The organism is Clostridium rhizosphaerae (assembly GCF_016765585.1).
Lineage (GTDB): Bacteria > Bacillota > Clostridia > Clostridiales > Clostridiaceae > Clostridium_AT > Clostridium_AT rhizosphaerae.
Window position 1 is genome coordinate 89,369 of sequence record NZ_JAESWC010000008.1, and the last position, 18,015, is coordinate 107,383.

Annotated in this window: 17 protein-coding genes; 6 read left to right on the forward strand and 11 right to left on the reverse strand. The window is 32.0% G+C overall.

The features are described 5' to 3' along the window. Window positions 1–33: 33 nt before the first annotated feature. From JK636_RS13175 to JK636_RS13195, 5 genes are all read right to left on the reverse strand, one after another. The gene (locus JK636_RS13175; RefSeq protein ID WP_202749475.1) at window positions 34–741 is read right to left on the reverse strand and encodes an LrgB family protein; all 708 of its coding nucleotides are present in this window, start codon (window positions 739–741) and stop codon (window positions 34–36) included. A 1-nt stretch (window position 742) separates the two neighbouring features. Then, window positions 743–1,087 (reverse strand): CidA/LrgA family protein, encoded by a 345-nt coding sequence (locus JK636_RS13180; RefSeq protein ID WP_202749476.1) that lies wholly within the window; start codon window positions 1,085–1,087, stop codon window positions 743–745. Window positions 1,088–1,235: 148 nt separating this feature from the next. After that, complete coding sequence (locus JK636_RS13185) at window positions 1,236–1,442, reverse strand: DUF350 domain-containing protein (protein WP_202749477.1); 207 nt, start codon at window positions 1,440–1,442, stop codon at window positions 1,236–1,238. A gap of 78 nt (window positions 1,443–1,520) precedes the next feature. Continuing rightward, window positions 1,521–2,027, reverse strand: a complete 507-nt coding sequence (locus tag JK636_RS13190; protein ID WP_202749478.1) for a gamma carbonic anhydrase family protein — start codon at window positions 2,025–2,027, stop codon at window positions 1,521–1,523. A 1,000-nt stretch (window positions 2,028–3,027) separates the two neighbouring features. Continuing rightward, window positions 3,028–4,386, reverse strand: a complete 1,359-nt coding sequence (locus JK636_RS13195) for an APC family permease (protein ID WP_202749479.1) — start codon at window positions 4,384–4,386, stop codon at window positions 3,028–3,030. A gap of 291 nt (window positions 4,387–4,677) precedes the next feature. On the opposite strand from JK636_RS13195, the gene JK636_RS13200 reads away from it, so the two are divergent. Then, window positions 4,678–7,731 (forward strand): vitamin B12-dependent ribonucleotide reductase, encoded by a 3,054-nt coding sequence (locus tag JK636_RS13200; protein WP_202749480.1) that lies wholly within the window; start codon window positions 4,678–4,680, stop codon window positions 7,729–7,731. Between the two features lie 169 nt (window positions 7,732–7,900). Next, window positions 7,901–9,499 (forward strand): amidohydrolase, encoded by a 1,599-nt coding sequence (locus JK636_RS13205; protein WP_202749481.1) that lies wholly within the window; start codon window positions 7,901–7,903, stop codon window positions 9,497–9,499. 38 nt (window positions 9,500–9,537) lie between these two features. Here JK636_RS13205 and JK636_RS13210 read toward each other — a convergent pair whose 3' ends face one another. Then, the gene (locus JK636_RS13210) at window positions 9,538–9,933 is read right to left on the reverse strand and encodes a hypothetical protein (protein WP_202749482.1); all 396 of its coding nucleotides are present in this window, start codon (window positions 9,931–9,933) and stop codon (window positions 9,538–9,540) included. Between the two features lie 148 nt (window positions 9,934–10,081). Then, window positions 10,082–10,702, reverse strand: a complete 621-nt coding sequence (locus JK636_RS13215) for an HAD family hydrolase (protein WP_202749483.1) — start codon at window positions 10,700–10,702, stop codon at window positions 10,082–10,084. Between the two features lie 139 nt (window positions 10,703–10,841). Between JK636_RS13215 and JK636_RS13220 the strand changes: the two genes are divergently transcribed. Next, window positions 10,842–11,684: a DegV family protein gene (locus tag JK636_RS13220; protein ID WP_202749484.1), complete on the forward strand. Its 843-nt coding sequence runs from the start codon at window positions 10,842–10,844 to the stop codon at window positions 11,682–11,684. Window positions 11,685–11,864: 180 nt separating this feature from the next. On the opposite strand, the gene JK636_RS13225 is transcribed toward JK636_RS13220, so the two are convergent. From JK636_RS13225 to JK636_RS13235, 3 genes are all read right to left on the reverse strand, one after another. Continuing rightward, on the reverse strand, window positions 11,865–12,464 hold the full coding sequence (locus tag JK636_RS13225) for a nitroreductase family protein (RefSeq protein WP_202749485.1): 600 nt from the start codon (window positions 12,462–12,464) through the stop codon (window positions 11,865–11,867). Between the two features lie 206 nt (window positions 12,465–12,670). Further along, window positions 12,671–13,312, reverse strand: coding sequence for a TVP38/TMEM64 family protein (locus tag JK636_RS13230; RefSeq protein ID WP_202749486.1), 642 nt, complete (start codon window positions 13,310–13,312; stop codon window positions 12,671–12,673). A gap of 331 nt (window positions 13,313–13,643) precedes the next feature. Continuing rightward, entirely contained in the window at window positions 13,644–14,843 is a 1,200-nt protein-coding gene (locus JK636_RS13235; RefSeq protein ID WP_202749487.1) for a DUF2974 domain-containing protein, read from the reverse strand. Between the two features lie 254 nt (window positions 14,844–15,097). On the opposite strand from JK636_RS13235, the gene JK636_RS13240 reads away from it, so the two are divergent. The 3 genes from JK636_RS13240 to JK636_RS13250 all read left to right on the forward strand — a co-directional run bounded on the left by JK636_RS13240 (window position 15,098) and on the right by JK636_RS13250 (window position 17,297). Further along, complete coding sequence (locus JK636_RS13240; RefSeq protein ID WP_202749488.1) at window positions 15,098–15,400, forward strand: hypothetical protein; 303 nt, start codon at window positions 15,098–15,100, stop codon at window positions 15,398–15,400. A 176-nt stretch (window positions 15,401–15,576) separates the two neighbouring features. After that, window positions 15,577–16,542, forward strand: a complete 966-nt coding sequence (locus JK636_RS13245; protein ID WP_202749489.1) for a polysaccharide deacetylase family protein — start codon at window positions 15,577–15,579, stop codon at window positions 16,540–16,542. Between the two features lie 275 nt (window positions 16,543–16,817). Then, the gene (locus tag JK636_RS13250; RefSeq protein ID WP_202749490.1) at window positions 16,818–17,297 is read left to right on the forward strand and encodes an Lrp/AsnC ligand binding domain-containing protein; all 480 of its coding nucleotides are present in this window, start codon (window positions 16,818–16,820) and stop codon (window positions 17,295–17,297) included. 13 nt (window positions 17,298–17,310) lie between these two features. Here the strand turns inward: JK636_RS13250 and JK636_RS13255 are convergent, their stop codons facing one another. Beyond that, window positions 17,311–17,859: a protease complex subunit PrcB family protein gene (locus tag JK636_RS13255; RefSeq protein ID WP_202749491.1), complete on the reverse strand. Its 549-nt coding sequence runs from the start codon at window positions 17,857–17,859 to the stop codon at window positions 17,311–17,313. Window positions 17,860–18,015 lie beyond the last annotated feature (156 nt).

The following is an 18,015-nucleotide window of genomic DNA, read 5'->3' on the forward strand; positions in this document are numbered from 1 at the left end:
ACAAATGTTAACTATCCATATTACTATCTTTAATTAAAATAATTTCATTAACGTAAAAAGTTTAACCATAATGGGAGCCAGTATTACAGTTATTAATCCTGCTATACCAACTGACAAGCTGCTCATAGCACCTTCAGTTTCTCCAAGTTCTAATGCTTTTGTAGTTCCTAAAGCATGACTAGATGTTCCTATAGCTATTCCCACAGATACACTGTCCTTAATTTTGAATATTTTACATATATACGGTCCAATTATTGCTCCTAAAATACCGGTTATAATAATAGCAGCAACTGTAACAGCTGGAATTCCTCCAAGCTGAGAAGATACATCCATTCCAATAGGAGTGGTTACTGATTTAGGAATCATAGACAGCCTTAAAAGTTCATTTAGTCCAAAGGCTTTCCCTAGAAGTATAATACTTATCATTCCAAAAATAGATCCTATAGTTATCCCCGTTAATATAGCAAGAGCATTTGCTTTTAAAAGCTTTAATTTTTTATACAAGGGTACTGCAAGGACAACTGTAGCAGGCCCTAGGAAGAAAGAAATTAACTGACCTCCTTTATTATAAGCTTCAAAACTGATATGAAATCTTAAAAGAAGTAAAATAATTAAGGTCTGGCTTATAAACAAAGGATTAAAAAAAGCTATCTTAGTCTTATTATATAAGATACATCCAAATTCAAACGCTAAAAGAGAAATCATTATTCCAAACAATGGTGAGTTTATTAGTTCTTTCATTCTACTTGTCCCCTTTTAAAAGCTGTACAGTTATGCCTGTAGTAACCATAACAACTATTGTAGATATTACAATGATAACGAATATAGGAACCCAATTACCTTTCATTACATCTAAACTAGATATTATTCCTACCCCTGCAGGCACAAAAAAGAATGCTAAATGATCAAGAAGAAACTCACTGGTCTCTTCAATATGTTTAAGTTTTATTACTCCGGTCATAAGTCCTAAAAGCAGTAAAATCATTCCTACGACACTGCCTGGTATTGGCAAATTTAAAACTCTATGAAGTGCTTCTCCTAAAAAACATATAACAAGTATTATTGCAAATTGTCTTAAAAATTTCATCTTTTTCTCCTCTTTACAACCTTTTTTTATCAATATATATAATACCACTTTAAACAAGCTATACATTTATTGTGTGAAAAGAAGAAAAATATAGACAATATAAAAAAATAGACCTTTATTTATTTTAAATAAAGATCTATCTTTTCTCTTAAGCCGCTACAACCCTAGAAACTATTAGAGCTATTCCTATTAAAAGTCCAGCTATTAAAATACCTACAGCCATATTTCCTTTTTCAAGTTCTTTATTAAAATCTAGTGGTATCATTTTGTCAAATATAACATAGCCTATAGCCATGACAAGTATTCCTAAAAGTCCAAATAATGCGCTTAATCCTAAATTATTTAACACTGTCATCGTCTCTCCCCCTTTTAATTATAATATTACCATATAATAATTATTTCACAAAATATGGATTTATTCAATCTATTAGTATTATAATTTAAACTTTTTAGATAAATCAATATAATTTTTAGCCGATTGTTCTAAATTTTTCTTTTCTTCTTCAGTAAGTTCACGAACTACTCTTCCTGGAGAGCCTAAAACCATAACACCAGAAGGTATTTTCTTTCCTCCAGTTACTACGCTCCCAGCTCCAATAATAGTATAGTCACCTATTTCTGATCCGTCTAATACTATTGCTCCCATTCCTATCAAACAGTAGTTTCCAACCTTACAAGCATGCACTATAGCTCCATGGCCAACAGTAACATACTCACCAATTTCTGTTGAATACTTTTCTCCTGCTATATGTACAGTGCAATTATCCTGTATATTAGTTCCTTTCCCAACTCTTATATAATTTTCATCACCTCTTAAAACAGCTCCGAACCAAATACTACAGTCCTCTTCAATGACTACATTACCTATAATATCAGCACTTTCTGCCACAAAAACACTTTCATGTATCTTTGGATATTTATCTTCATATTTATAAATCATAACTTCACCTCTTAATAAAATTGTAAACTAAAATGGCCGTAGGCTGCGGCGTAAAGACTTAGAGCCTAGTGTAGAAAATAATATTTTACTTTATGATTGCTTTGCGTATGTTCTAAGGCTTGCAATACTGAAAAGCTAAGAGCCTCTATAAATTCGCTTCAGCTTCTTGTTTCTTTAACAGCCGCAAGCTTTAAAATATCTTTAGTAAACTTAAAATACTTTTGGCTTGCTCAGAAGAGAGGCTCTAAGCTTTTCAACATTACTTCGCCAAGAACATGGGCAAAGTTATCAATCAAATTTAAATATTATTTCCTACACCTGCTCTCGGTCTCTACACCCAGCCTATGTAGCTTTTATACGCCATTATAATTATCTATATATACGACTTACTCAATGATCGTTTTTATAATTAAAACTTTTGGCTTTGTTAAAAGCTAGTAATGACATTTTTATCATTCACCTATTTAAATATAAACCTATAAAAATATTTAAATATTTACTGCAAAAATGCTGGTTTGCAGCAGATTTGCTTTCTACAATATTGAAGAATATGCTTACATCAACATTATTATTAAACAGCGCAAAACTTTTTAATGTTTAACCTGATTAATTATAGAGCTACAAAAGTATTATAGGCCTGCTTTAAAGTATGTAGGGCAGTGTAGAAAATAATATATAAGATTAATTGAGTACTTTGCCCCTGTTCTTGGTGAAGTGAAGTCATAAAACTTAGAGCCTCTCTTCTGAGCTAACAAAAAATACAATATGATATTAAAATTTATCATAGAAGCTTCGCTTTAAAGATAGCAAAAGTTAAAGCGAATTTTTAGAGGCTCTTGGTTTTATGAATTTACGAACCTTAGAACATCCGCAAAGTAATCACTAATATTATATATTATTTTCCACGCATAGCCCTGCGGACTTTAAAGCAAAGCCTGTGCTACCTTTATTATATCAAAAAATCAGCAGCATCACTAACAATGATACTGCTGATTTATAATTAAGCTGCTTTATTAAAATCTCTTAACTGTTTTATTTTTGCAGAGTCCTTAAGCTTCATATAAAGATAGAATGGAACTCCAAATAGTATCAATAAGAATCCGTACATAACTGTTTCAGATCCTGAACCGTAAATAGCCCATACGGCATAAGCAAAGCCTGCTAAAGGAACTATAGAAGCCTTTATAAACTTCCAAACATTAAAATCAGCATCACGCTTTACGAGCAATATAATCTCTGCCGCTGCGGTGCTGGCATACATTGGCAAATAAGCTAAAGTAGCCAATAGTATTATAAAGTTAAAAGCTGATAATAGTGACTTTGAGTAATTCATAACTAACAATATATTTGCAAGTACAGCACTTATTATAAGGGATACATGTGGTGTATTATATTTTGGATGAATCTTTGCAAAAGCTTCTGGGAAAATTTTATCTTTTCCAGCCGCATATGACATACGAGCTGTTGCAAGAAGCCAGCCTACTGTAGTTCCTAATACACTTATGATACATGCAACCAAAAGTACATTTGTAATCCCGCTGCCTAAGTATTGAGCTAATATGTCAACTATAGGAGAGGAACTTTTAGCAAGTGCTTCCTGTGACATAGAGCCCATTGCAAAGAAATTAATAGCCATATACATAACAATTGCAATTGTCATTCCAAGTATAGTACTCAGTTTAACATTTCTTTCGGGATTCTTTATCTCTCCTGCTGCAACAGATGCTGTTTCAAAGCCGATAAACGCCCATAATGTAGAAGCCGCAGCTGCTGGCACAGTAGCTATGCCTTTATCCACTGGAAACATAGGCTTTAGTAATGCAGGATTAAAATGATATGCTGTTATACCTATAAAGAAAACAAAAAGTAATAGTTCAAATATAGTAATGACCGTTTGAGTTATACCTGCTTTTTTAACTCCCATTATATTAATAATTGTAAATATCCAAAGTATTGAACTCGTGTATAAAAATGCAATAAAATGATTATTGTTGATAGCAGGTATTAATTTACCTGTATAACTAGCTACTGCAGTAATTATAGCTGCATTTCCAATCCATGAACCATTCCAATATAACCATGCGTTTAAAAATCCCATAAAGTCTCCAAAAGCTAATTTTGAATACTCGTAGGGGCCACCAGTCTTAGGTATCTTAGAGCCTAAGTTTGCAAAGGAAAGTGCAAGTAAAATAGAACCTAATCCAGTTAATATCCACGCAAGCATGGTAGAGCCTGGACCTGCTTTAGTTGCAAGCGTTGCAGGAAGCATAAATATCCCTGAACCCATCATATTTCCTACTACAAGTGCTGTAGCTATAACTAACCCTAATTCCTTTTTTAAGTGGGTACTTTTTTCCATGTATCATTCCTCCAATGCTAAATTTAAAATTACTCTAAAACAATAGCATAGGGCATGTTTACTGTCAATTATTTTTTGTATAAACTTTCATCCAAATGAATAAATATTATCCTTTTTTGAATTTTTAAATTAGTCAAATTAATCAGTGGTGAAAAAAACTGTTATTTTGTAGAACGAATTTTGTTGAATTCTTATAGTAATTATTCTATAATAGTCAAAGTGATACTACATATAGTGGTTATTATTGAATATAATACTATATATAGACATTTATTGACTGGAGGTAATACTATGAAAAATACTAGCTTTAAAGACAATAGCAATAACGTAAAGTCTCTATTTAAGAGAGTTTATACTAAAGAATTAGAAAACAATAAAAACAAGACTGTTTATGATTTATTTCAATGGAAGACAGTTGATGTTTTCTTAAAAGACTATAAAACCTCTAAGGTAATAGTCGATATGAAAGACTTAGAGTTTCCAGAGCAGTACTCTCAAAATGCCTGCAACATTATAGCATCTAAATACTTCAGAAGAGCAGGAGTTCCAAACAGTGTTGGTTATGAAAACAGCATGAGGATGGTTGCTCATAGGCTTGTAAGTTTTTGGAGTGAAGCACTTGTTGATGAGGGTATTATTGAAAATGATGAAGAGAAAAGCATCTTTTATGATGAAATGGTGTATGGACTTTTAAATCAAATGTATGCTCCTAATTCACCTCAATGGTTTAACACAGGACTTGCTCAGTCATATAATATACGCGGAAACAAACAAGGAAGCTTTTATTATGATGAGAAGCTTAAAAAGGTTGTTGAGAGTGAAGACAGTTATACAAGAACTCAAGCTTCAGCTTGCTTTATAGTTTCAATAGAGGATAAGCTTTTAGGTAATCACTCAATTTCCGAGCAGTTTGTTACAGAAACAAAGCTTTTTAAAGGCGGTTCAGGAACCGGTACTAATTTCAGTACATTGAGAGCAAAGGGAGAAAAACTCTCCGGCGGCGGTGTATCTTCAGGATTAATGAGCTTCTTAAAAGGTTTAGACAGAAATGCAGGTGCAATTAAATCAGGAGGCACAACAAGACGTGCTGCTAAGATGGTTTGCCTTGACGTTGATCACCCTGAAATAATGGAATTCATAACTTGGAAAGCAAAAGAAGAAGAAAAAGTACGTGCTCTTGGAAAAATGGGATACGATATGGATATAGACGGCGAAGCTTATGAGACTGTTTCAGGACAAAACAGCAACAATTCTATAAGATTTTCTGATAACTTCATGACCAAGGTTAAAAATCTACATAATGATCCTGAAGAAGAAATAGAGCTTAATGGCCGAATGGACAGTAATTTAGACAGCAAAATAAAAGTACAGGAAATCTGGAATGCTTTTAATGATTCTGCTTGGCAGTGCGCAGACCCAGCACCTCAATTTGATGATACCTTTAACGCTTGGCATACTTGCCCAGCTGGAGAAGATGGGTTATTAGGAGCTAAGCATAACAGAATTAACTCTACTAATCCATGTGGAGAATATGCATTCTTGGATGACTCCTCTTGTAATTTAGCTTCAATAAATGTATTTAAATTCTATAATCATTCTGATAAAAGCATTGATATAGATGGTTATATTCACTTGGTAGGTTTAGTTCAGCTTGCACTTGAAGCATCTATTCATTGGGGGCAGTATCCTACTGAAGATATTGCAAGAAAAACCTATATGTTTAGAACTACAGGTTTAGGTATTGCAAATATAGCTGCTTTATTTATGGTTATGGGGCACCCCTACGATTCTGAAGAAAGCAGAACCTTGGCGGCTTCATTGATAGGAATTATGACAGGGTATTCTTACTACGTATCTTCTTTAATGGCAGAAAAAATTGGTACTTTTGAAAAGTATGATATAAATAAAGATTACATGTTAAGAGTAATAAGAAACCATGCTAGAGTTTCTGGAAGCTTAGATTCGGAATATGAAGATTTAAATTATGAGCCAGTTAAAGTAAATCACGATCTTTTAAACAGCTTGAATCTTGGTTCCATAAGCAACGCTCTTATAAAAACTTGGAAAGCTGCGGTTCTAAAGGGTGAAGCTTTTGGTTTTAGAAATGCACAGGTTTCAGTAATAGCACCAACAGGAACTATCTCCTTTGCTATGGATTGTACAGCAACTTCTATTGAGCCTTTCTTCAGTCATATTGTATATAAAAAGCTTGTTGGCGGTGGATATATGACTGTAGTAAATCCTGTAATAGAAATGTCTCTTGAAAACTTAGGCTATACTAAAGAACAAATTGAGGACATATTAAACTATGTTCTTAGAAAAGAAACAGCTAATGAAAACGGGTACGAATATGAAAAAATAGCTGACGGCAAGATTGAAGATGCACCTCACTTAAAAGAAGAACATTATGCAATTTTTGATACAGCTAATAAGTGCGGCAGCGGAGAAAGGTATATTAAACCTATGGGTCACGTTAACATGGTTGCAGCCATAACTCCTTTAATTTCTGGAGCTGTGTCAAAGACTGTTAACTTACCTAAAAATGCTTCAGTTCAAGATTTTAAAAATGTAGTATTAAAATCCTGGGAACTTGGTGTAAAAGGCATTACTTTATATAGAGATTCTTCCAAGGCAGCACAGCCTCTAAATACAAGTCTGCTTACTGAATCTGATGATGTAAATCTTGAAAGTCTTACTTATGCTCAGCTTCTTAAAAAGGCAAAGGAAATGCAGGCGCACAAGCACTATACAAGAAGAGATAAACCAGAAGGTATTAGATACGGCACTACTCATCCTGCTCAAATTGAGGATGTTAAAATATATACCACTATAAACAGACGCGAAAATGGTGAGATTTCTGAGGTTTATATAACTACTGACAGAGAAGGAACAATAATAACAGGGCTTTTAAATTCTCTATCCAAATCAATATCTGTTATGCTTCAATATCATGTTCCTCCAAAGGATATTGCCAGAATGCTTAGAGGACAAAAATACGAGCCTTATGGTTTTGTGCAAAAACATCCATATATTAAATATGTATCCTCTATTTCTGATTTAATAAGCAAAATAATCGATATAGAGTTAGGTGATTTCTCACGCTGCCAGGTTAAGCCTGAGGATTATGTAAGCACAACCATAGAAAAAAGCCCTTTTTCACAGCATCCAATATCAACTACACCAAGCGAAACTGTTTCTATAGAATCCAGTAATACTTCTCATTCAAAACCTGAGGGAGAGAAGCTCTACGGCGTAACATGCCCTACCTGCTCTGGAACAAAGATGGTTATGAACGGAACCTGTAAGGTATGCTTGGATTGTGGTTCAACTACTGGCTGCAGCTAAAAATTAAATAATAAGTTTAAAAATATAAAACTTGTCTATAATTTAGACAGGGACTACGAAAAAGATAGAATGTGTTGTGGTGGCAGCAGACATTCTATCTTTTTCTTTTATCAGGCTCAAATATGAGTTAAAATATTTGTAAATAGCTTTATTAAGGTTGGTGATTGTTTTGTCTATTTTTATAAATGGAAATATTATAACCCTTGATAACAATAAAATTGCACAGGCGTTTAAAGTAAGGGCTGATAAATTTGAAGCCGTAGGAACATCTGAAGAAGTTTTAACTTTGAAGGAACATGATGAGGAAATAATAGACCTTAAGGGTAAAACTGTAGTGCCCGGTTTTAATGATTCGCACATGCATTTTTTAAATTATGCAGTTTTTAAAAGCAGAGTTAATTTATCAAACATAACTTCTATAGATGAAATGATAGAAACAACAAAGAACTATATAAAGGAAAATAATATCAAAAAAGGTGAATGGATTATATCAAGAGGCTGGAATCACAATTATTTTACTGATGGCAGGCTTCCAAACAGGTATGACTTAGATAAAATAAGCACAGACAATCCTATTTTCTTTTCCAGGGTCTGCGGTCACATAGGGGTTGCTAACTCAGAAGCTTTAGAAGCCTCAGGTATAACTAATAACACTGATAACCCTGATGGCGGAGTAATTGATAAGGAAAACACAGTACCTACAGGCATATTAAGAGAAAATGCAATGAATTTTATATTTGATAAAATTCCTGCAATGACAAAAGAAGATATTAAAAAGGTATTAAAGTCTGCGTTTACCGATGCTTTAAAATACGGATTAACTACAATTCACAGCGAAGACCTTGGCACAGCCGGAGATTTAAATAATCTAATTGAAGCCTATAAAGAATTAGATAGTGAAAATTCGCTGCCTCTGCGTTTTGTTCTTCAGCTTAATCTTATGAACAAGAAAGCTCTTGAAGAAACAAAAAGCTTAGGCTTAAAATCTGGTGAAGTAAGTCATATGCTTAAAATCGGCGTGATGAAGCTTTATCAAGATGGGTCTTTAGGCGGCAGAACAGCTGCCATGGAAGAACCGTACTCTGATGTTGAAAGCCATGGAGTAACTATATATGACCAAAGGGAACTTGATGAGCTAGTGCTTGGCTCTCAAGAGGCCGGCTTTCAAATAGCTATTCATGCTATAGGCGACAGAGCTATGCATATGATATTAAACTCCTATGAAAAATTACAAGCCGCTTATCCAAACACAGATTTAAGGCCAATTATAATACACTGCCAGTTTACTAATAAAAAGCTTCTTGAAAGATTTAAGGCACTTAAGGTTATTCCAAATGTTCAACCTTCCTTTGTAATGACAGACTGGCCTATTGTAGAAAAAGCAGTTGGAAAAGAAAGGGCTGAAGAAAGCTATAATTGGAAAGAAATGCTTGATCTCGGTTTAAAAGTGAGTTTCAGTTCAGATGCTCCTATTGAAAGCTTTAATCCTTTATACGGAGTTTATGCTGCTGTTACAAGAAAAAGCTTAAAGGGTGATCCTAAACAGGGCTGGTACAGTAATCAAAATTTAACCATTGAAGAAGCTCTCAAATGCTTTACCTTAGGCTCTGCATATATGAATTTTGAAGAGTCTCTTAAAGGTTCAATAGAAAAAGGAAAGCTGGCTGATTTTGCAGTTTTGTCTGAAAATATTCTAGAGGTAGATAAAGATTTCATTAAGAATATAAAGATTTTAAATACATATGTAGGCGGTAAGAAGTCATATTAAAGAAAAAGACTAATTCAAGGGTATTTAAACCCCTTAAATTAGTCTTTTTTATTCTTAACTCTGTTTGGTTTTGCTTTTGGCTTTATTACTATCTTATCTTTTTTACCTTTTTTGTCATAATAGCCTGTTCCTGAAGAATTTGAAGAATTACTATTTCTTCTATTCCATCCGCTTAAATCAATAAACCAAAGGAACAAAACAATAAATAAACTTGATGGTCCATAAACCCACAATGCATTGTTTTGTATGTTTATATGGAGAACAGCAACTAAAATGTTAGGCAAAAGAAGTATAACCATAGCAATCGCAAAAATAACCCACTTATTGATTTTAACCTTAATTTTAGATAACACAAAACGTTTAAGCAGATTATACCCTACTAGAACTATAAGTGCATAAACAACCATCTGAAGCAGAAGCTTTAAAAACGGCACCTCAATCCCTCCTCTTATGATAAATGTTATTTATTAGTCTATATAATATTATGATATATTTTTATAAATATATCAATATATTATAATTCTTTTTAATTGCTCATTAAGGTGCTCTTTTATAAAAAATATGATATAGGAAAGTTATATCCTAACAATAAGTCAACAGTTGTCTTATACTACTGATAGCGAAATCGCAAGCAGGAACATTTCCAAAACCGTACTTTGCAAATATAAAGGGTACTCCTGCAAATACCGATGCCTCATAATCTCCAAGCGTATCTCCAACGTAAACTACGTCATCTAAATTATTTCTTTCTATAACAAGTTTTATGTTTTCACCCTTACTTTTACCTGTATCTCCAAAGCACTCATAGTCTTTTATACACTTTTCAATTCCAGCCTTTTTCATAAATAATTCAATATACCCAGACTGACAGTTGCTTACTATGAACAACTGACATCTTCGCGAAAGTTCTTCAATAGTTTCCTTTACCCCATCAAAAAGCAGATTATCTGTATTCTCTCTTAAGGCATCATGCTCATATTCACAACACTTTTTGAGAAGCTGCTCTCTTTCTCTCTCACTGGAATCTGGAAATAAATTATTTGCAATTACATCCATGGTTTTTCCAAACTCTTTCTTAAGCACTGAAGAGGTTATGTTTGGAGATGTTTTACCTGATTCATGAATTGATCTATTCCAAGCTTTAGCTACAACTTCTGTGGTATCCCATAGGGTTCCATCTACATCGAAAATTATGCTCTTCATGATAAAAACCTGCTTTCTCTTATTTGTATAACTTATTTTATTCCATTGACTTCATACTTTATAATATTATATGATAAATAAGTAACTGTTACAAGCGTATCATATGTAACACACATAATACTTTTATGAGGTGAATTACATGAATAAAATAGCTGTTGTTGTAGATAGCACTGCTGTAATTGATAATGAATTATTCGAATGTAATGATAATTTATATTCATTACCATTACATCTAATAATGGATGGCAACTCTTTTAGAGATGGTTTAGATATAACTCCAAGTCAATTCTGCTCAAAGATGAATGAATGTTTAAGTCTTCCAACCACTTCACAACCACCTGTTGGGGATGTTTTTACACTTTTTGAGAAGATATTAGATAAATACGATCACATTATATATATTACAATTAGCTCTAGATTGAGTGGTACCTTCCAAACAGGAATGTTAGTCAGAAGTCAAGTCTCAGAAGATAAAATAATTGTTTTTGATTCACTTTTCACATCCACTATCCAAAAACACATGGCAATATCAACTTTGGAATTAATAAAAAGCGGAAGTTCAATTGAATCTATTATTGAGAATCTTGAATATATAAGATCTAATGCAAAAATATATTTAGTAGTGGATGATTTATTGCATTTACGTAGGACCGGCAGAATATCTTTATCTGCTTCATCCTTTGGAACCTTTTTAAAGATAAAACCAATTTTGGCTTTTGATAAAGGCGAAATATTACTAAAAAGCAAAGTAAGAACAATGAAAAAGGTGTACAACCATTTAGTCGAATTAATTGAAAGCACTAAATTAACTTCAAACTCAAAGATAATCATTGCTCATGCAAATGCTTATGATTCAGCTATAAAATTGAAGGAAAAAGTATTGGAGATCTATCCTGAGCATGCAGTTACCATAGAGGAACTTTCGCCGGTAATAAGTGTACATACAGGTGATAAAAGCTTCGGGCTATCCTGGATATATTAAAGTAGTTTTAAAAATATTATACATTGACAATTATAAAAGCCTATGTGCAATTTCACATAGGCTTTTATCTATATATAATGCAATGAAGTTCTTACATTGATGATGTCACAAAATATCCAATCTTCAAGGATTTTTGGGACATCATCAATGTATTAGAACTTCTGCATTGTATATATTAATCTATTTGATTATCTTAACGCGATCTTCCAATGGCTGAAACTGCTTTTCATCTGGCTGAGCAGATGGCTTTCCGAATGGCATTTGTCCAATAAGCTTCCAATTTCCAGGTATATTCCATTCTTTTTTTACTTCTTCATCTATAAGAGGATTATAGTGTTGAAGAGAAGCACCTAGACCTTCATTTTCCAGTGATGTCCATATAACTAGCTGAAGCATGCCTGAAGACTGCTGAGACCAAACTGGGAAATTGTCTTTGTAAAGTGCGAATTGCTTTTGAAGCCCTTCTATAATGCTTTTATCTTCAAAGAATAATACAGTACCATACCCATTTCTAAAAGAATTTATCTTCTCTTCAGTAGCTGAGAAGTTTTCTGCAGGAACTATCTTTCTTAAAGTTTCCTTTGTTATATCCCATAGTTTATTGTGATTCTGTCCAAGTAAAACTACTACTCTTGCACTTTGAGAATTAAAAGCAGACGGTGTATACTTTACTGCAAACTCAATAATTTCTTGTATTCTATCATCAGATACTGGTGATTCCTTTGTAATTGCATAAATTGATCTTCTTTCTTGAATTGATGAATTAAAATCTTTATTCATAAATGTAGCCTCCGTTTTATTAATTAATTTTTTAACACTATATTATTATCTATTCGATAATTATTTTTTATTCAGTTACTTTATGTAACTATGATACAATAACTTACTTACTTTTGTCAAGTATGTAATATAAAATATTTTTTATATTCAATTTAAATTATTTATAAAATTTCAACATTATACGATTTTTATAAATAATACCTCTTTTAAGCTAATCTATGAGACCTTTGTTCTTTGTTCCATAAATATATAGAGTATATGCTTATAACAGCTATAATACCTGCGATTATTATTGTATTGTTGGTTGAAGACATAACACTATCTCCAAGGAAGCTGTAGAGTATTATCATTGGCATATTAGCCGCTATTATTGTTAATATAAATTTTTTATAACTTAATTTTGCTGAGCTGACCAAGAAACAAACTGCATCTGAAGGAGCTATCGGACATAAAATACCAATAGCCAATATTTTAGTGTTATTCATAAGAAGCAGCTCGTATAGTTTAGGATTTTTATTTATAAGATAATTTTTTATTCCTGAACTAACTAAAACTTTTGATGATAAATAAACAATAGTCTCACTTAATACAACCGAAACAAGGGTAAGAGCAAACCCCTGTATAGGTCTAAACATCATGCCACCCAGAATCATAAACACTGCACTAGGAATTAATGCAGCTATTCTTAAAGAGGATAAAGCAATAAATACTAGAGCCTTATAATTGCCGCGGCTAATAAAAAACTGATTTAAGTTATCTATATTTCCAGTTAATAAATTCATTCTATATAATATATATATCAAGCCTGCCCAAACAACTATTACTAAAAATTTGCTTATTTTTTTCATGCTTATTTCCTCCTTGAACGACTGAAGTTTAATTAAAAACCATTTTTCATTACTTATATAGTAAACTTTAATTGTCTTAATCATATGGCAAACTTGTGTGAAAATTATGTGATTTAAAATCAATACCAGCATACTGCCATCTTGATGCACTCACTAAATCACGAGAGTAGTACATAATTAATAAGCTCCCCTTGATATAAACAGTTTTACTGTTTATATCAAGGGGAGCTTATTACATCTTATAATTTCCTTCACTCATTAATAAGCGAGTTATATATTTTACTTTAGGGCTATCATATATGAAAAGTTCTTTGGAAACCCAAAATACTTTTCATAGCTCATCCTTTTTAAGTTTGCTTCCTTTAAGCATTGATTTATTCTTAAAAGTTTTATTGAAGTCTGCTTTTGAGCCAATGCTGCGCTCGTTTTGTTTGTTTCGATACCTGAACATCTTGCTGCCCTCATTAAGCAATAGTCTTATTGTTTTAAAAAGTACCTGTCTATTTTCAATTGGCATACTGCTTATAACTTTCCTCATTACTGCTACCTTTGACCACTTATCCCTTGATATGTCTCTGGGACTTTTTATATCTGCAGCTTCAAATATGTAAAATAAAGAATCAACAAATCGTTCTCTTTCATCTGTATCCATGTTATTTAGCCAAGCCTTTAGTATTGCATCTATACGCTTACTTCCTTCAGTGACTCCAGAAACATATACAAACTGTTTGCCAAGCACTTCCCAAGACATAGCATAATGCTGCATTATATATTTTTGCTTGCTTGCAACAACTATATATTCTTCCTCGTGCTCAAGCATCATTCCAACTATAGAAGTTTGAGGCACTATTGTTTTAATCCTGCTGCGTATTTCTCTGTATTCTTCAGAGTTTATCATTTCCCTGCTAAATCCAGGTCCATCATTATTATAAACCTCGATTATATTTTCTTTTATGTGTAAGCAGCATTTTACAGCAGCATATACTGCTAAGTTTCCCCCTTTTGAATGTCCACCAATTCTAATTTTACTTTTACCGTCTATTGTAGTTTCTCTTAAATAATTTACTGCCTCAACTTGTGCTGGAATTGTTGTCATAAAACTCATATTAAAATCTTCTTTCCAGCCAACAAGTGTATCATCGGTTCCTCTATATGCTACATATATGGTTCCATCTTCTAAAGCTATATGTATTGCAGAAAACTGTTTTTGTTCTTCATAATGAACCTTATTTACATATTTTGATAACCTTAGCTTTGCAAAACGCTCACAACAAGCCATCTTCTTCATAAGACATACTGATATTTTAGCTACCGATTCCTCCAGCATGATTTCATACTCATTATAAACTTTAAAAAACAAATCTGAAGCTTCCTTGATTGAAATGCTTTCATCACTATCAATTCCTGGCACTATATTTTCAAAATCTACGTAAGATAATTGTGCAAGTATAAGATTATCTACTTCATTAAACTCCGAAACAGTCATAGATAAATCTCCTCGCCAGTCCAAGTAATCTATTATGTTTGGCAAACTCCTACCTCCCTTTCATACTATAATTTATCTCTATTATATTATATCGCACGCTATTTACTGGTTATATCCATCAAGTTCAATATATTGTATTTATTTTCTATTATACTATAATTCAGTTGCTATAGATTAAATATACATTGATTTATAAGTTTGTATAAAAAGGATTTTCTAAGTCCTCTTACGTTAATCATATTGTGATGCTATAATTATGTTAATAATTATGGTTTACGATTAAAAAGGAGATAAAATTTATGAGACAAATTACTTTAGATGAACTATTTAAGCTTCTGGATGAATTAAAAAGTTCAAGCTTAGCAGCCATTATTAATGCTTATGAGCTTGACACGGTTTATTGCATTGACCAATTTGATTATGAGCTATCAGATGAACGTCGTGGAAGAATACTTAGGCTTATAAGCAAAAATGGTCAAAGAAGCTATTATGATTTTCATGGAATTTATATTAATTTAAAAGATGTTGCAAAGGTATCAGTTACTGAGGATACAATTTATATATACCTTCAGAATCAGGTAGTAAAACTGAAATTTAAATAAAATATAAAGTATGATTCTGGCTTTTATGCCTTCAATCATACTTTTTTATTTTATTTACACCAAATCTTCCCTAAGTACATACTATGTATTAGTGCAATCTAAATAGTACCTTAATTAAACTCTTCAGAAAAGTTTACATAGATTATGAAATTAATAATACTGGAGGGTTAGAGTACTTGATAAAACATAAACGATATTTTATTGTTATTTTGCTTGTATTATTTCATGTATTTACTCTTACAGGCTGTAAAGATAAAGAACAAATACAATTATTAAGCAATAAAGCTGCTGAACTTGAGAAAAACAAAAAAGACTTAAGTTCTGTAATAACTGAATTGAAGAAGACTAATGAGGACTTAAGTTCTGCAATAACTGAATTAAAGAAGACTAATGAAGAATTAAACTCCGAAGTTAATCAATTAAAAACTGATAATAAAAAGCTTACAGAAAGTAATAATGCACTTCAAAAGCAAAACGATGACCTAAAAAATAAGCAATCCTCTTCAAATTCTATTTTAGATAAAACAGCATATTTGACCTTTGACGACGGCCCATCTGATAATACCATTAAAATTCTTGATATATTAAAAGAAAATAATATTAAAGCTACATTTTTTGTAAATGGTCATCCTGAAAGTAAGAAAATTTATCAAAGAATAATAAACGAAAAGCATACTATAGGCAATCACACCTACTCGCATGATTATGCGGCACTTTATAAGACTATAGAGGACTTTGATAAAGATAAACAAAAACTTGATGATCTCATTGCTCAAATTACAGGTAAAAAGCCCAGCATTCTTCGTTTTCCTGGAGGTTCAAATAATCACGTGAGCTTCAGTTATGGAGGATCCGATTTCATGGATAAGCTTACAAAACATATAAAGCAAAGTGGAATCAAGTATTTTGACTGGAATGTAGATTCTACGGACGCATCAGTAGCTACTCAGGATAAGGATAAAATTATAGCTGAGGTATTAAAAGGATCAAAAAATAAGAAGCAAGCAATCATACTCATGCATGACAGCAGTCCAAAAACAACTACAGTTCTTGCATTGCCTTCTATTATCAGTGGCCTAAAGACTCAGGGTTATAAGTTTTCTACATTATCCGATGAAGTAACTGCCGTTCAATTCAAATAGTACTAGAAATAAAAGAGAGGGTGACCTCTCTTTTATGCAAAAACCTAATGAAATCAAGGCAAATCTTGTAAATTTATCAAATTTATTATATTATAAATATTTTTTGTTATAAAATTGTCAAAGTATTATTTTATTGATATAATAATATATAGGATTTGTTAAAAACTGTATTGCATATTAATGTGATAAAAGCTTTAAGCTGATTTTTATAAACAAGCTGTATTTGTTGTGTTAACAAGTATATTCAGCACTTTGTATTCGGGAGGGAGTTATTTATGGATGGGGCATGCTGCCAGCAATTAGATGATTTAGATTATCAAATACTTAGTATATTATTTAACGACTCTAGAACTCCATTTTTAGAAATTGCCAGACAATGTCATGTTAGCGGAGGCACAATTCATGTTAGAATGAAGAAAATGGAAGAGCTAGGTATAATAAAGGGAACAAAGCTTATAGTTGATAATTCAAAACTTGGCTATGATATTTGCTGTTTTATAGGTGTTAAATTGGATAGCACCTTAGATTCTTCAACTATACAAGAAAGCTTAAGCAGGATTAATGAAGTAGTTGAACTTCATTATACAACTGGGGAATATTCTTTTTTCGTTAAGGTGCTTTGTAAAAATGTTTCTCATCTTCAGTACATTTTAATGCGAAAAATTCAATTAATAAATGGTGTACAAAGTACTAATACCTTTATATCCTTATCAAAACCAATTGATAGAAATATAGAACTAGAAAAAATGTACTAAAAGGAAATTCCTTTTAGTACATTTGCTCTTCTTTTAAAACTTTTTCTAAAGTTTCACCTTTTGTATTTTTAATTGTAATATTCGGAGTAATTCCTTTTAACTTTACGACCGTATATGGATAGGTTATTGCCTGTGTTACAATATCCTGCTGTTTAGGAGATTTTTCTTCAACTACAATATTTGTTTTTCCCTCATTATCTTCAACAGACAAAACCTTAATAGAGTAACCTCCTGTACTCTTCTTACCGGAGAATACAGTTATATAGTACCAGTCGTTATATTCGGTAATTAAATATCCTCTGTTAGCCTTTAGCACTTTTATCGATGTATCCAAGTTTGATGGTAAATTTCCTGCCGATACTTCTTCAAAACTAATTTTATTCATAGTTATCCCCTTTTTTGTTTCATTACTGGAATTCTCATTTTTTCCTGGTTCTTTAGCCGAAGCTGTATCATTGTTTATTTGTGAATTTGATTTTACATTCTGGATCGGAGTCTTATTACATCCAGCTAAAAGCGATAAAACAATAATTAATGCGAAAATCTTTTTATATCTTTTCATCTTTTCATCCCTTTTAATTTTCCTTTTAATAGTATTTTATCCAAAAATAAATAATTTATAAATATACTTCCTTAATATATATGTATAAAAATAAAAAACATTATTGTTTAGTAAAAGTAATGCTTATATTTTTAGTAATTATGTAAATACTATTGA